General features: G+C 35.5%; 16 protein-coding genes and 1 pseudogene. 8 read left to right on the forward strand and 9 right to left on the reverse strand.

Going from position 1 to position 15,944, the window contains the following annotated elements:
- Positions 1-16: 16 nt before the first annotated feature.
- Positions 17-1,123 carry a 1-acyl-sn-glycerol-3-phosphate acyltransferase gene (locus H4J39_RS05375; protein ID WP_182226326.1) on the reverse strand — a complete coding sequence of 369 codons (1,107 nt, stop codon included), beginning with the start codon at positions 1,121-1,123 and terminating at the stop codon, positions 17-19.
- Between the two features lie 313 nt (positions 1,124-1,436).
- Here H4J39_RS05375 and hpf point away from each other — a divergent pair, with 313 nt between their 5' ends.
- Entirely contained in the window at positions 1,437-1,793 is a 357-nt protein-coding gene (gene hpf / locus H4J39_RS05380; RefSeq protein ID WP_182181954.1) for a ribosome hibernation-promoting factor, HPF/YfiA family, read from the forward strand.
- A gap of 125 nt (positions 1,794-1,918) precedes the next feature.
- Positions 1,919-2,332 (forward strand): alternative ribosome rescue aminoacyl-tRNA hydrolase ArfB, encoded by a 414-nt coding sequence (gene arfB, locus H4J39_RS05385; RefSeq protein WP_182226327.1) that lies wholly within the window; start codon positions 1,919-1,921, stop codon positions 2,330-2,332.
- Between the two features lie 14 nt (positions 2,333-2,346).
- Here arfB and H4J39_RS05390 read toward each other — a convergent pair whose 3' ends face one another.
- From H4J39_RS05390 to lepB, 3 genes are all read right to left on the reverse strand, one after another.
- Positions 2,347-3,108: a peptidylprolyl isomerase gene (locus H4J39_RS05390; protein ID WP_182226328.1), complete on the reverse strand. Its 762-nt coding sequence runs from the start codon at positions 3,106-3,108 to the stop codon at positions 2,347-2,349.
- A gap of 281 nt (positions 3,109-3,389) precedes the next feature.
- Entirely contained in the window at positions 3,390-4,481 is a 1,092-nt protein-coding gene (locus tag H4J39_RS05395) for an HDOD domain-containing protein (RefSeq protein WP_182226329.1), read from the reverse strand.
- Positions 4,482-4,618: 137 nt separating this feature from the next.
- Positions 4,619-5,281 carry a signal peptidase I gene (gene lepB, locus H4J39_RS05400; RefSeq protein ID WP_182226330.1) on the reverse strand — a complete coding sequence of 221 codons (663 nt, stop codon included), beginning with the start codon at positions 5,279-5,281 and terminating at the stop codon, positions 4,619-4,621.
- A 290-nt stretch (positions 5,282-5,571) separates the two neighbouring features.
- Here lepB and H4J39_RS05405 point away from each other — a divergent pair, with 290 nt between their 5' ends.
- The 5 genes from H4J39_RS05405 (at position 5,572) to H4J39_RS05425 (ending at position 9,136) form a co-directional block, all read left to right on the forward strand.
- Entirely contained in the window at positions 5,572-6,120 is a 549-nt protein-coding gene (locus H4J39_RS05405) for an RNA methyltransferase (RefSeq protein ID WP_182226331.1), read from the forward strand.
- A gap of 275 nt (positions 6,121-6,395) precedes the next feature.
- Entirely contained in the window at positions 6,396-6,602 is a 207-nt protein-coding gene (locus H4J39_RS05410) for a cold-shock protein (protein WP_070376065.1), read from the forward strand.
- A gap of 99 nt (positions 6,603-6,701) precedes the next feature.
- Positions 6,702-7,826 carry a cell division protein ZapE gene (zapE, locus tag H4J39_RS05415; RefSeq protein ID WP_182226332.1) on the forward strand — a complete coding sequence of 375 codons (1,125 nt, stop codon included), beginning with the start codon at positions 6,702-6,704 and terminating at the stop codon, positions 7,824-7,826.
- 173 nt (positions 7,827-7,999) lie between these two features.
- The gene (locus H4J39_RS05420) at positions 8,000-8,809 is read left to right on the forward strand and encodes a DUF2884 family protein (protein WP_182226333.1); all 810 of its coding nucleotides are present in this window, start codon (positions 8,000-8,002) and stop codon (positions 8,807-8,809) included.
- A gap of 132 nt (positions 8,810-8,941) precedes the next feature.
- Positions 8,942-9,136, forward strand: a complete 195-nt coding sequence (locus tag H4J39_RS05425) for a hypothetical protein (RefSeq protein ID WP_182226334.1) — start codon at positions 8,942-8,944, stop codon at positions 9,134-9,136.
- A 96-nt stretch (positions 9,137-9,232) separates the two neighbouring features.
- Here the strand turns inward: H4J39_RS05425 and H4J39_RS05430 are convergent, their stop codons facing one another.
- Positions 9,233-10,456: an EAL and HDOD domain-containing protein gene (locus H4J39_RS05430; RefSeq protein ID WP_182226335.1), complete on the reverse strand. Its 1,224-nt coding sequence runs from the start codon at positions 10,454-10,456 to the stop codon at positions 9,233-9,235.
- A 248-nt stretch (positions 10,457-10,704) separates the two neighbouring features.
- Between H4J39_RS05430 and putP the strand changes: the two genes are divergently transcribed.
- Positions 10,705-12,204: a sodium/proline symporter PutP gene (putP, locus tag H4J39_RS05435; protein WP_182226336.1), complete on the forward strand. Its 1,500-nt coding sequence runs from the start codon at positions 10,705-10,707 to the stop codon at positions 12,202-12,204.
- Between the two features lie 411 nt (positions 12,205-12,615).
- On the opposite strand, the gene H4J39_RS05440 is transcribed toward putP, so the two are convergent.
- The 4 genes and pseudogenes from H4J39_RS05440 to H4J39_RS05455 form a co-directional block, all read right to left on the reverse strand.
- Positions 12,616-13,329, reverse strand: coding sequence for a DUF3379 family protein (locus H4J39_RS05440; RefSeq protein WP_182226337.1), 714 nt, complete (start codon positions 13,327-13,329; stop codon positions 12,616-12,618).
- Positions 13,322-13,837 (reverse strand): sigma-70 family RNA polymerase sigma factor, encoded by a 516-nt coding sequence (locus H4J39_RS05445; RefSeq protein ID WP_404842681.1) that lies wholly within the window; start codon positions 13,835-13,837, stop codon positions 13,322-13,324. The genes H4J39_RS05440 and H4J39_RS05445 overlap by 8 nt, the downstream gene beginning before the upstream one ends.
- 59 nt (positions 13,838-13,896) lie before the next feature.
- Complete coding sequence (locus tag H4J39_RS05450) at positions 13,897-15,570, reverse strand: BatD family protein (RefSeq protein ID WP_182226338.1); 1,674 nt, start codon at positions 15,568-15,570, stop codon at positions 13,897-13,899.
- 8 nt (positions 15,571-15,578) lie between these two features.
- Positions 15,579-15,944 (reverse strand): annotated as a pseudogene (locus H4J39_RS05455) (hypothetical protein); the annotation flags it as partial.

The raw sequence follows: 15,944 nt of genomic DNA on the forward strand, positions 1-15,944 counted from the left end.
ATAAATATTCAAGTAATCATGAGTCTAATGCTTGTTTCGCTCTTACCGGATTAGCATACATGGTTAATAACCAATATTGTTGTTCTTGGGTTAATTCGAACATACGACTATTAAGTTGATTCATGACACTTTGCTTAATTTCTGCTTGCTGATTAAGTTTTGCATAGGCAGTTAAGTTACTGTCATATAGTTTATAGTTGCTGATAATCTCTTGATCAATCGCTTTTGCTATGGCTTTACTATCGGCAAAGTCGCCTTTAATAGCATGGCAAAATTCGACATGTACACGGCCTTTTTTACCCACTAATCCTTGCGTAATACTATTTAAGTCTTCATTTTCTTTCTTTTGATAACTACCTGTTGCTTCTCGCTCGGCGAGCTCAATCGCTTTGTCACGATCACAGGGATCAAATTCATATGAAATAGAAACAGGAACAATATTAATTTCAGCTAAATAATCGGCAATTGGAGTTTGCTTGTCTTTGTTAAGTAACAACATTGAAATTAATGCTGAATTGGTTTTATCAATACCGTCTTTTGCGCGACCTTCACGTTGTGCTATCCAAATATTTTGTTGGCGCTCATGAACGGTATGGTGAATATATGCAGACAATTGCTTTGAAGCTGTCAGCATTGCTCGCTTTGTTTCTTCACTGCGTTTAACAATGAAACTCTTATTGATACGCATTAAATCAGCAACCCATGGCTGATGAAGTAAATTGTCACCCACCGCAGCCTCAACAGTATTGATACCACTGTTGTATAATGCCCAATTAATTAATGCGACATCAAGCACTATGTCTCTATGATTACTGATAAATAGCATAGGCTTGCTTGTATCAATCTTATCTAAACCATGAAAACTAAAGCCGTCAGTACTTTTGTTCACTAAGTGATGTAAATATTTAGCCACCTCTGTTTGAATTTGTTCAATATTATTAAACTTACTGGAACGCAACTTTAGTGTCCATTTTACTACTGAACGACAAATTATCGGCAGAATTTTGTACAGTCGAGGCATTTTGAAACTAGCAATAGAAGAAAGTAGCCCTTGGTCATTAATCAGTTTTTGGATCACAGCTGCAACCTCATCATCACGATAAGGGCGAATATCATCAAACATGTAGCATCTCTTTGCTGTTTAACAGCGATTCGTTAACTCAAAAATCAATCAATATTATAACCGTTTTTTGAATTAAAATGCTTGTATTGTTTATGCTTTACTCTTTTAAATAAAATAATTTCATTAGCTTAGGGGAATTAAATAAAAATAAAATAAAAAATTGAGCTAAATCAGAAAATAATCAATAAATTTTGCTACAGTTAATTATATGAGCTCTTTATTGAATTAATGCTAATTATTTTCATGTTAAGGGCTTGTGTTTTTCGACTTTACCCACAAGTCTTAAATAGAGTAATTAATAAAAGGAATACCTATGAAAATAAATCTTTCAGGTCACCATGTAGATATTACTGATGGTGTAAAAGAGCATATCGATGAAAAATTCTTAAAAATTTCTAACCATTTTCCAACGCTGATTTCACTAGACATTATTATTTCAAAAGAGCATGGAAAATATGGTGCTGAAATAACGACAAATTATGAAGGTGGTCGTATTTCGGTTTCAGCACAAGAAGATGTCATGTTTCCCTCAATCGCTAGTGTAGCCAAAAAACTTGATGCTGCACTTAAACATAGAAAAGGTCAATTAAAAGCAAACTTACACAATAAGCCTGTTTCTGTTACTCCTGAAATCGCTCATGAGAAAGTTCAAGAAATGAACTTAAACTAATTTCAAAACAGTTAATCGTTAGATTTTTCACGGGAGCTTATTGCTCCCGTTTTGGTTTTTAAGTATTACTATTGATATGAATGGTATACTTAATGTGTTGATCAATAATGTTATAGATGTAAAATATGTTAGTACTTTCAAATAATGTCTCGTTAGGTGACAATGAAATCGAATTAACGGCTATTCGCTCGCAAGGAGCTGGTGGGCAAAATGTAAATAAAGTATCTTCAGCCATTCACTTGCGCTTTGATATTAAGGCATCTTATTTACCTGATTTTTATAAAGAGCGTTTACTTGCTTTAAAAGATAAGCGTATCACTAAAGAAGGGATCTTAGTTCTTAAGGCACAACAATTTAGAACGCAAGAGAAGAACCGCGAATCTGCACTTGAGCGATTAGTTGAATTGATTAAATCAGCGATGGTCATTCAAAAAGTCCGAAGAGAAACCAAACCAACAAAAAATTCTAAAAAAAGACGTTTAGCGGGGAAGTCGCACCGCAGCAATGTTAAGGCATTGCGCGGCAAGGTCTCTGATTAGTCACCTTTTATAAGTTATTTGAGTTTACGTCTAAAACCAAGCAGAGTTAGTGCGCATAATACAAAATAGGATAAGCTACCGCCACTATCACTAGTAATGCTCTCTTCTTTATTAATAAGTGTATTCTTTACAGAAGCTAGACTTGTGTCTGTTGTCGCAGAACTATCAATAATAGTTACGCTATGAATGGTGACAAAGTTATCTACACCAGGTACAAAATTGCTATTGGCGCATTGTTCGCTGGTATATCCAGGCATAGGTCTTTCTTGGCAAAGCTGGATCAAGGCTATTTTATCAATATTATCCATACCTTCAATAACTTCCCCAAAGACGGTAAAACCACTATTTTGTAAATCTAAATTTGCACTGTTATTTTTATAATTAATAAACCACTGGCTTGTCGCACTATTAGGATTGTTTCCTAGTTTTGCCATTGCAATGGTACCTCTAACGTTTGAATAAATCGGCTCATTTTGAATTGAGTCATCAACGTCAATAGGTGTTAATGGTAAGTCACCATTAAATTTGAAACCACCCGCTTGCATAATAAAATTTGGGACTAAACGATGCACAACAGTATTATTGTAATCACCGTCATTGATATACTTTAAAAAATTTTCTACCGTTTTAGGAGTCGTTTGATCATGTAGATTAACTTTGAAATTTCCCTGAGAGGTTGCAACCTCAACAACTGTTGCATTGCTTAGCGCAGAAAATAATGTAGCAATAGATAATGCACTTACTAGGGCAAGCGACTTAGGAACAACTTTATACATAGTAACCTTAACTTTTTCAGAGATAGTAATATTTGAAACAAATGCTCACGATATTACAAGCATTAGCTCGAACAAAAAAGTACTTTTTTGACAATGAATTTAAACTTTCTTCAGCAGATAAATCAGCTTACTTATAAATCAGCTGAACGATATTTTAGCAAGATTGATTTAATTAAGGCAATACTAGACGCTAACATTCATTAAATTCCCCTATTTAGATTCTATAACTATTATTACAAAGTAGGGAGAATTGTAATTAAATGGCTAAGCCAAGGTTAATGCTATTCGGTTGCTATTATTAATTCGTTTAATGCGTAGGTTTGAGCTTGTTCGCTTTTTAGCTTTAAGCAGGCAAGTTCATACGCTTCATGATTGATCTTTTTATAATTGTGCAGTATTTTTAGCTTGCTGATGAAGTTTGCTTGTTCAATAAGAGACTCTAAAGGTGATTGCTCTAATTGTTTATTGTCTTGCTGTTTAATTGTCGTTATGACGATTGGTGGTAAATTCCATTTAGAAACAATAGCGACAGTTAAGCTAATTGCGTGATGCGAAATTAAGGCTTTAAATGACTGAGAATTGGGGGTGGATGAAGGGTCTACATGGTGAAAAGCTTCAACCATCAAATCAAAGATAATCATTTCCCCCAAATTCCTTAACAAGCCAATTAAATAAGCAGCTGATGCGTTTTCTACACTCGGATTTTTGTCAGCTAAGTCTTTTGATATTAAAGCTGTTTGTAAACAGTGTTGCCAAATCTTAGTGCCAAAGTGTTTGAAATACCGGGTGTTTTTAGGCGTGAAATTATTGATGAACACATAAACAACACCCGTTAGTAATCCTTGCGCCCCCATCACCATAAAAGCTGACTTTAAATTTACTATTGGTGATTTACTGCGACGATATTTAGTACTATTTGCTAGTTTTATCATATCGGCTGCCATACTAGGCTCTTTGGCTATAATATTGAGAATATCATCGACGTTGAAGTTTTTACTGTTTAGCGCGGTCAAAACAGCATCAACTGAAGCTGGCATTATCGGCAGTTCAGAGATTAAATTTTGTGGGCGTATCAGTAGTTCCTTAATTTGAGCGGCAACATACTCGCTCAGAGGATCTATTTTAGTGGAATGCTCTTCGATATTATCACCAAATAATAAATCATTAAATAACTTATTGTAATGATGACTATCAGAAGATTTTATTTTCTCTTTAGAATCGTATTCATCGGAAAAAAACAGTCCAGATAAGTCAGTAATACTTATTTCCTTATCAAACTCGATATTTCCTGTTTGTTGAAAATATTCATAGTTCGGTGTGTTTTTTTCAGAAAAAACTGAAGGGAAAATAGTCTTGAGGAGCGACTTAAACATAACGCATAAATACCTTTATTATTCACTTAATTTGTTTGTCTAAGTCTATGTAGAAAAACCATTGTTATCGAGTTTTAGCAGGTCAAATGCAGAATGAACTTACAATAAACATCTTAAACTTTAAAAGGCATTAATATTTAAAGTGAGTGAAAAAATCTACCGCTACGGGGTAAGTAGTAATTATCATAATTTAAAGAAAAAGCGACTTTATTTGACCGTCCAACGATTTCGCTACGAGGTACAAAGCCTATCACCCGAGAGTCGGCACTATGATCACGGTTGTCTCCCAGTACTAAATAATGCCCATTGGGGACTATCACTTCACTGAAGTTTGCTAATGGCGACCCCATGTTATTAATACGAATAACATGGGGTTGACTGTTAATGGTTTCAGTTTTGTCGTATTGGTTATTAATTAAGTCGTTTTTTGCTGATTTTTTTTGATAGTCAATGACCTGGCTATTTATTATTAATTTATTATTTTTCATCGAGATACTATCACCTGGTATACCGATTACGCGTTTTACTAGACGTTTATCTGAGGCTGCAGAATCAAATATAATGATGTCGTTAGTTTGTGGGTCGGAAAGTTTAAAAAGTGAAAAGTGTGTAAAGGGTAGGCGAATGTCATATGCCATTTTATTAATAAAAATTCTATCACCTTCAACAATAGTCGGCTTCATAGAGCCGGTAGGTACGTCGCTCCAGTCAGCAACTGCACTACGAAAAACTAACATTAAACAGATAAAAACAAATAATGATTTATTTTCTTTCCATAGTCTTATTAAACTCTTTTTCATATTACTTCCTTTAGGTTCATTGATGACCAAATAATTTTCTACTTATGAAATTGTAGTTATTATGACGATGATTCTCTTTATTTGTTTCGTCTGAAATGTAACTGCTTATGACAAGCTTCGGATGAAGATCAAATAACTTATTTAATGGAAGGTAAGATCACAAAAATTCTAATTGCATATTAGATATAAATAATATTTTAATATTTACTTGAGTTTTATATAAAAGCTAAGGAGAATTCCTTCAATATTTACATGTCTGTGTAAAGTAACCAACTAAAACGACTAGATTAATGACCAAAAAGATAAAAGTACCATTAAAACAAAAGAGTGTTGACTCAGCGGAGATAACTTTAGGCTTAACTGACCCTAAAAGTCCAAGTAATGTCGGAGCCGTAATGCGTGCTGCAGGCTGTTATCAAGTTGATGCCGTTCTTTATAGCGGTGTTAGGTATGCAAAAGCAGCTAAGTTTCATACCGATACACAAAGTGCGAGTAAAAAAATCCCTTTAACGGGGGTGGAATCTTTAGTAGATAGTGTGCCTAAGGGCAGTAAATTGATTTGTGTTGATTTAATTGAAGGAGCGATACCATTACCTGTATTTGAGCACCCAAAGAATGCCATGTATGTTTTTGGCCCTGAAGACGGGACCATTAGTCAGGAAGTCATCGATAAGGCAGATGCAGTGGTTTATATTCCAACGAATGGCTGTATGAACTTAGCGGCGACAGTCAATGTTCTACTTTATGACCGATTAGCAAAGTCTACAATAGCGGTTGGCGATGATGCACTTATTCGTAAAAGTAGAGACACTAATAATACAGTAAAAGTTAAAAATTAAATCAGTGATAGGTGTTTAAATTTGGCTTTGGGATATAAAATAAGAAAAACGATTAATAAAATAGATAAAAACCTTGACTCTTTCTGTGAAAGATATAAAATGCACGCAGCTAGAAAGTACTACCTATATTTATGTACCAAGTTTCGAAGTTATGTTAGTAGCTCGTCCTGTTTAATAAGTCATAGCAACACTCTCAGCAATATCGTTTTTTGTCGTTAAATTTATTTAATGACTGAAACAAAATTAAAATTATATTAAACAAATAGGATACTATTATGTCTACAACTACTGGTACAGTAAAATGGTTCAACGAGTCTAAAGGTTTTGGTTTCATCGAGCAAGAATCTGGTCCTGACGTTTTCGCACATTTCTCTGCAATCTCTGGCGACGGTTTTAAAACTCTAGCTGAAGGCCAAAAAGTACAGTTTACTGTTACTCAAGGTCAGAAAGGTCCTCAAGCTGAGAACATTCAAGCTCTTTAATTTTGTATGTTGAGTTAACCTAGGTTACCTCATACAAATAAATTGCTAAAAAGGGTAAGACTTATGTCTCACCCTTTTTTTGTGGAAAAAATTTAGTTTATGCTCTCAGCTTATCAGTCGTTATCTGCTTTAAATCACTTTAAGTATGATCATGCACAAGTTAATGCAGTTATAAAACTCAATGAGCTCTCCCAGAAAATTTATCAGCAAGAACAGCAGTCTTGGCTGACTAAACGATTTAATAAACCCATTATTATTCCCGGAATTTATTTTTATGGCAGGGTTGGGCGTGGTAAAACCATGCTTATGGATCTGTTCTTCCAACATTTAGCGATCAAAGCAAAAAAACGTATTCACTTCCACCGATTTATGGAAGAAGTTCATCAGCAATTAAATTTATGCTCAGGGAAAAGTGATCCTTTAACATTTATTGCGAAGAACTGGGCAAACAATATTAAGGTGCTATGTTTTGATGAATTTTTTGTTTCAGACATTGGTGACGCCATGTTACTTTCGGGTTTGTTTCAGGCACTTTTTCAGCAAGGTATTATTTTAATTGCCACATCTAACAGCCAACCCGAACAACTCTACCGAAACGGTTTACAGCGTGAACGCTTTCTACCGACTATTGATCTAATTAATAAGCATTGCCAAGTGTTATCGGTTGATGGAGACATTGATCATCGTTTAGGCCATTATGAAGTTGCCCTGGAATATCGTGATTATAGTTTTCCTCTGGCTAAAAATAATACTCTGGTTAATCGATTCTTTGAAATTACAGGGAGTAAAGTAAGTTCAGGTTATATAACAGTTAACCACCGTAAAATAGCTTACCAAGCGAAAACCGATAAAACGATACTGTTTGATTTTTATGCGCTTTGCTCTGGCCCAAGAAGTCAGCGAGACTATATGCGTTTGGCTGATAGTTTTAAAATAATATTACTTGATCAAGTACCGCAGTTCACCGGAGAAAGAATTATTTCAGTTTCCTCTGGCGTGGAAGATGGCTATCAACGTGAGGGTAAAATATTGGGTGAACTTTGCCATTTAGATGACGAAGCTCGACGTTTTATTGCGTTGGTTGATGAGTTATATGATCGAAATATAAGACTTATTATTAACGCTGAAGTTGATATTGTTGACCTTTATCAGGGGCAACAATTAATTTTTGAATTTGCCCGTTGTCAATCAAGACTGATTGAAATGCAAAAAATATCATATTAACTAAAACTTTGCTTTTTTAACCAAATAATAGCTTTTTATTTTCTTCGTTATTGTTTGTTTTTATATACCCTATTGAATTTTATTACTTTTATTTTATGGCACCTATTTTGTAATAACGAGCTTAGTTATGCATTATTTAGTTAAAGACAACATTTAATAAGAGAAGGGATAATATGAAAACACTAATCGCTACGGCACTAATATTGGCAAGCAGCAGTTCATTTGCTTCTAAAGCATCATTTAACAATGACTCATGCAATGCAGACATATCAGGAGGCGTTAAAATCACCTCCACAGCCATTGAATTCTCAAGAGATAAAAAAGCGCTCTACAAAATTGTTGATAATGAAATGCTATACGTTAATGACAATAAAATCGCTTTATCTGATAGTCAGCAATCTTTAGTTACCGATTATGCTATGCGTATTAGATCTGCTGTTCCACAAGTAAAAGGGATTGCATTAGATGCTATTGATCTTGCGAGTGATGGCGTAAATTTAGCCTTTAATGAATTGCTAGGTGAGGGGAATGATATTAGTGCTGAAATTGGTGCCCAACTCTCAGAAATACGTAAAGAAATTGATGAAGGTTTTACTCACCATAAAGACATTTATTTTGATGAAAATGGCTTTTCAGGAGAAGATTTTTTCAATGAAGATTTCGAACAGCGTATTGAGAGTGCTGTAGAGCAAACAGTGCAAAATTCGATAGGCAGTTTGATGATTGCTGTCGGTCAACAGATGCTTTTTTCTGGGGGCGATATGGATGCCTTTGAAACACGTATGGAAGATTTTGGTGAAAAGATGGAACACGAAATGGAATCTCGTAGTAACGAAATAGAAACGCGAAGCGAGGAGCTTTGTCAGTCAGTTATCGCAATTGATGCTCTTGAAGATCAATTAACGGATGAGATAATTGAGCTAAAAGATTTTAATTTGCTAACCACCAAAGTTATGGCTAAAGACCGCAAAGATCTGATGTAGTATATCTATATAGTTGTGTAACGTCATTAGCGTTTATTATAGCTTCTGAACTGTTACTATAAATAAAAAACGAGCAAAGATTATAAATCTTGCTCGTTTTTATGTTCAGGAAGAACGGTATGTCACGGCCACATGGATGTGAAAGAGTGGCGATGTTCAGGAAGAACGGTATGTCACGGCCACATGGATGTGAAAGAGTGGCGATGTTCAGGAAGAACGGTATGTCACGGTCACATGGATGTGAAAGAGTGGGGATGTTCAGGAAGAACGGTATGTCACGGTCACATGGATGTGAAAGAGTGGCGATGTTCAGGAAGAACGGTATGATCTGTATTTTTGACAAATAACAAGTACCTCCGTCCATAGAGGTAATATCACAGGTAAACAGATGTAAAATTTGGTCTTTTAGCTTTTGAAACGAAGTTAACTATTGGTCATTTGGGATTGTTCATCAGCCCAATTGAGTGCTTCATTATAATCTTTAATGACTTTCTCTTTTTCAATACCTAATTTTTTCATGACAATAGTGGTTTTTTCCCATTGTGCATGTTCAATAAACTCTAACAATTGTATTAATTCAGCCAAGACTCCTTTTTTAGTGAGTAAAGGATCTTTTATTTCTTGAGCAAGGGGAAGTTTTTCTAAAACTGTTTCAAGTTTTTCATCTAAAATGGCATCAATTAACGACAATAGTCCGGTTAAAAATGCAATTGAGGTATTTACCGGAACACTAATATCTTTTGCGATAAGCTCACAAAATTTTGCTCTAGCCATTGCTGAATTGATTAACTCAGAAGGCTTGTCAGGGTTAACATTTATAGCAAACATTAGGCCTAAAAAGCGTTTTAACTCTTCAGAACCTAAGGTTACAAGTGCCTGTTTTATTGTAGATATCTCTTTGCTTCTTCGGAAAATTGCTGAGTTGACATATCTTAATAATTTATATGAAAGTGTAACATCACGCTCAAATACTGATGTAATACTGATTAAATCTAATTCGGGCTTTGATGTTTCATAAAGTAACTCAGCCATTGCTATTTGTGACGGAGATAGACTCTTAGTTTTTATCATTTCAGGTTTTGCAAAGAAAAAACCTTGGAACAGCTCAAAACCTAATTCTAACGCTTGATTATACTCGTCATATGTTTCAACTTTTTCTGCAAGTAATTTGATATCAGGAAAATTTACAATCGCCTGCTTAACTTCTTTTATCTCTTCAATAGTGGAAATTTTCCAATCTATTTTTATTATTTTGATATAAGGAAAGAAGTGGATCCATACTTTTTGATGTTCGTAGTCATCAAGCGCTAATGTGTAGCCTTGCTCGTAAAGATCTTTACAAATAGCTAATAGTTTTTTACCCGGCTTAACCGTCTCTAAAATCTCAACAACTACTTCATCAGTCGCTAGCATATTTGCGTAACCAAGGCTTAACGTTTCGAGTGTAAAATTAATAAAGGCGGGCTTATTCGCGGTAAATTCACCGATACCTAAGTTAAATTTACTTGCTTCGATCATTTTGGTTGTGGCTTCGTCGCCATCAATGTCAGGAAAAACGTTATCAATACTGTCTCTAAATAACAATTCATAGGCAAAAAGATTTTTGTCTTTATCTAGAATGGGTTGCCTTGCGGCATAAAAATACATAATAATTCCTGATCACATCATAACTACAGTGAATATATTGGAAATATGACCAATTAGCATTAACTATTTTTATATATTAATCACTGTCATAAAAAAATTACATTTATAATACATTTTATAGACACGAAAACAATAAAAGTATAGTAATAGAAAAATATCTAGTCATACTAGCTTATTCTATTTTTTGTTCTGTAAAAGAAATTTACTTTTACACAGCAAAGATATAATAATATTTTTCGGAGGTTAGTTTGGCTTTTGGTACGTTATTTTCTTTAGGTTTATATTTTATTGTAATGATCGGTATAGGCTTATATGCCTATAAAAAATCAACAAGTGATGCTGCGGGTTATATGTTGGGAGGTCGTAATTTAAGTCCTTCGGTTACTGCACTCTCTGCTGGTGCTTCTGACATGAGTGGTTGGATGTTAATGGGTATACCTGGAGCTATGTATGTTTCAGGTTTAAGCAGTATATGGATTGCTGTCGGATTAGTGATTGGCGCTTATTTTAATTATTTAATTGTTGCACCTCGCTTGAGAACTTATACAGAAGTAGCTAACGACTCGATAACATTACCTGACTTCTTTGAAAATCGTTTTAACGATAAACGCCATTTACTTCGCGTAGTTTCATCGATTGTAATTATTATCTTTTTTACACTTTATACGTCATCAGGGATTGTTGCTGGTGGTAAATTGTTTGAGAGTTCTTTTGGTTTAAATTATGAAGCTGGTCTCTATGTTACAGCAGGTGTTGTGGTACTTTACACAATGTTTGGTGGGTTTTTAGCCGTTAGCCTAACCGATTTTGTGCAGGGATGTATTATGTTTGTCGCGCTTGTACTGGTTCCATTTGTGGTGATAAGCGACATTGGAGGCTTACAAGCTATGAATGAAACTATTTATTCGCTTGATGCTGAAAAATTTAATATGTTCAGTGGTGTGAGTGCTTTAGCTATTATTTCAGCGATGGCTTGGGGCCTAGGTTATTTTGGTCAACCGCATATCATCGTACGCTTTATGGCGATTCGCTCAGTTAAAGATTTACCTGCCGCCCGTCGTATCGGTATGACTTGGATGATTGTTTCTATTTGTGGTGCTATGGCAACAGGTTTTGCTGGTATTGCTTATGTAGCGAAAACAGGAACGACATTAACTGACCCAGAAACTATTTTTGTCTTATTTTCTCAAGTTTTATTTCATCCTCTTATTTCTGGTTTTTTACTTGCCGCAATTTTAGCTGCAATAATGAGTACAATATCTTCTCAGTTATTAGTGACATCCAGCTCATTAACCGGTGATTTTTATCAAGCTTTTCTCAACAAAGATGCTACTGATAAGCAACTTGTTTTTGTTGGTCGTATCTCTGTGTTGTTAGTTGCTCTTGTTGCGATCTCTTTAGCTTATGATCGAAATAGTTCTATTTTAAGTTTGGTAAGTAATGCTTGGGCGGGTTTTGGTGCTGCATTTGGACCTTTAGTTATTTTAAGTCTCTACTGGAAAAAAATGAACAAACAAGGTGCGTTAGCAGGTATGTTAACAGGTGCATTAACCGTTCTCTTTTGGATCTACGTGCCTATCACTGTAGGTGGTGAATTATTAAGTTCAGTTATGTATGAAATTGTTCCAGGCTTTATTCTTTCAACAATCGCTATTGTTGTGGTGAGTAACATGACCGCGGCACCTGATGAATCTGTTGAGAAAATGTTTGATGAGATGATAGAGCAGCACAACCACAACATCGATTAACTCTATTTTATCGCTTGATTTTTCGAGATTATCTTGAAATTAAATTAATAAAAAGCCCGTTATTGAAATTCAATAACGGGCTTTTATATTCTACGTCTCCCAGATACCCTGTCTTACTAGGTCTTAGCTATCCCTGGACGTTAACGGTAATAGCAACTCCTAGTTTCCTAAGTCTGCGCCTTATAAGTTGGCTGCTGCACATTAATAGCAAGGAATGCTCTATTATTTCAGCACCTGTTGATAATGCGGTAAGTAGTAGATACTTAAACAAGTTCAGTATGACGATTTTAGTATCAAGATGACGGTTCAGTATCAGGGCAATGGGGTTTTAATACGAGAGGATTAAAAGCCTCGTCGCCATGGTTTCATGCGCGACGAAGTCATAAGTCGAATAACAATGTTTGTTATTGCTTAAATAGACCAGTTAATATTTTTATCAATCGCTGCTTGCCATTGCGTGAGTGATTCACTTTTGTCACCAACCACAATAATATTACTGTTGTTAAAGTGTTGGGATTTTCCTATTAATTTATCTGTTGAAAAATCAGCGATAAATTCAAGGTCTTCATTATCAGGAACAACAAAAACGGTGACCATACTTGTTGCCCCTTTAAAAACTAAGTGCAGGCTTTTCATGCCATCAAACCGGCAATAATCAGCAAACATTAATTTACCTATGCTGTCGGTAAAACTCCCGTTAAATGTCGCCATTTTATCGTTAAGAGAGGCTAAGCTAACATTTGCAGCTGAAGTGTTAGAAAAATGACCTTCTTCATGGGCAATATGAGCTATCGCATAATCCCCTAAGTTACTATATGCACTAGAAAACTGCATAAAGTTAATGGTTAAACCCATCACAAAGGCAACGGATGCAGCTAATGCTAAGCGTACACGGCTTTTGCGTTTTTGCTGCTGATGACTAGCCATCGTTTGACGTAAAATAAGTTTATCACTTAAGCCACTAGGTACTTCAATATTTAACGCCTGAAAGAGTTTGTTGTCTAAACTTTCAAGCTCTTGTGCAAAGCTTTGTTTGGCAGGATCACTATTCATCGCAGCAATCATATCTTCATCACGTGTATTTGGATCTGCATAAATACGACGCCTAAATTGCAAATCATCCATTGTACTGGCCTCTAACGTTGGGAGTATTCTCTAAAGCATCTTTCAATTGGTTGCGCGCTCGAAACAACCTTGTCATTACGGTATTCTTATTTAAATTAAGCTGTTTAGCTATTTCTTCACCTGAAAAACCACCAATAATTTGTAGTACTAATGGCTCTCGGTATTCTTCTGGCATTTGCGCTATTTTTTCACGTAGCCAGTAGTTTTCTATTTCTTGTTCACTACTTGTCGATTTAGTATCGGTTATAGTGGCTTCTTCATATTCGCTCATCTCGAAGCGTTTACGCTCGAAACGACGGGCATTTTCCCTGCGTAGAATTGTGATCAACCATGACTTAGCGGCTTTTTCATCTTTCAATGAATCTAAAGCTCGCCATGCCCGTAAAAAGGTCTCTTGCACTAAATCTTCAGCGACATGTTTGTCGTGACAAAGCCAGTATGCATAACGGAATAAGTCGCCATGCAATGCTTTAACTAGTGCTTCATATCTAACTTGTTTTGTTGCCATGTTGTAAGAGACCTGAGCAGACATTATTTTATTTCGCTTTTAAAAAAATCATTTCATTTTTACGTTGGATTCAGGGATAACACTGTTGCTTTACTCTCTTTTAAACCTTGCTTATTAACCACTTGAATCAACTTTATTAGGCTATCTCCTTGCCAATCTTTTTGTTCTTTTCCATAATAACATTGCTGCAAATAATTTATCTCTTGTTGAAATTCATCACTGTTAATCTCAAGTAATGCCTCATCAAGCGTCGCTGTAATTTTTTTACCTGCTTTAGTTTGTAAAATATTTATCCAAGGTGAAATTAAAGTGAGAACGGCCAACCCTTGATTCTTTTTGCAGGCAGCCAACAAAGATAAATAAGCGTTATTATTTGGGGTTTCATTTTTAGGTGTCTTGGCTTGCGAAGGTTTGGCCAGTTTTACACTGATAAACCACGCTAAAGACGTCAGTAACCATAAAGCTAAAAATAACCACTGCAACCAAGATGACTGCGTAATTATTACTGTTTTAGCGGGCGCGAGATCTTTATTTTGATTGTTACTAACCACAGTGGTGGCAGTTTCAAGTTCGCTATTAGGCAATACCGTGATTTTTTGCGCGGCAATAGTTGCGACTTGATAACGATTGGTCACAGTATTCCACCATGGAATACTTACTTCTGGTAACTGATATTCACCTGGCTTACTCGCAACAATAGCAAAATTTCGTACTTTCTGACTGACTAAATGGCCACTACTCATACCCGTATGTAACTGCGCTTGATCTGGATAGACTTTTAAACCTTTTGGAACTGTTATTTCAAGGATAGGCAGTTGCTCTTGTGATAAACCTGCTGCGGTCAAAGTGATGGTGCGAGTAATAGGTTCGCCCACCTTAAACTTAGCTATATCAGGCTGCCAATTTTGGTGAATAGCAAGTAAATCACTGGGTAACCAAGTTCCTTGAAATGTCTCAGGGATAGGACGCACAAGTAATGGGATTTCATCTCCAATAACACTTACCGGCTTAGTTTCTGAAAAACTAAACATATTATTTCTTCTGGTTGATGGCACTAAAATTTCGCCAGAAAAAATAGGTGATTTTAAAATAAATTCACCACTGTTTTTAGGACTTATTGCATACGTTCTTTCAATAACACGATAGCGTTGACCGTTAATAACGGTATCTTCTTCTTTATCCTTTCCTATTTGAGTAATACTTGCACCTTCTAAGGTCGGCTCAGTTAGACTTCCACGCTTTAGCTCAGCAGCAAAGTGAAGCTTTACTACTAATGTAAGCTGCTGCTGAACATAGACTTCTTTAGCTGAGACTTCAGTCGTAATAAATATGTCTTGCTGCTTGTTAGCAAGGGGATCATTTTCAGCTAATACTTGAACATTTATGGCTTGAGATTTTATACCTGCTACTGTCAATGCGGGAATGATGAAATTTCCAGCTTTCTTCCCTATAAGTAAGGTGCTCCAAGTTGTTGTACGGGTGGTTTTAAAGTTCACCATACTTGTTTGAGAACTCACTGAAGTTCTGCCAACGATAAAGTCTTGTAACAAAGCAGAGGTATTTAAAGCGTTAGTATCGACATCATCATCAATGGTGATTTTTAAAATAAAAGATTCATTAACCACTACAGGATTCTTATCGATAGTTGCACTTATTTGACTTGCAGCTAACGCATTACTTGTAAAAAGCGCATTACTAAGAACAATGGCTAATAAGGTTATAAATGTTTTCATCACTATTTTTACCACTTTTTTGTTCCTTTTGCGCTACTTCGGTTATTACGACGCTTTTGATATTCGAGCTGCATTTTATTTCTTAATAACATATACGGATCATCAGTTACTTTATTGAGTAATTGTTGATGTTTTTGCTCAGTTTCTTCTGCTAATTGCTCTTCTGCACGAATCTGAGCAGGTGTTTGCGTTGGCTTGTTTTTATCATCATCTTTCGCTTCACTTTCTTGATCTTGCTGTTCTTGTTCAGTTTCGTTTTTTTCTTCTTGTTCAGACTTTTCTTCTTTAGAGGGCTTGTTGTCTGAATCTTCTTTTTTCTCACCTTCTTGTTCAGCATCACTTTGTTGTGATGGGTCGTCACTGTTTTTTTGTTC

The organism is Colwellia sp. Bg11-12, assembly GCF_014076955.1.
In the GTDB taxonomy this organism is placed as follows: Bacteria; Pseudomonadota; Gammaproteobacteria; order Enterobacterales; family Alteromonadaceae; genus Colwellia_A.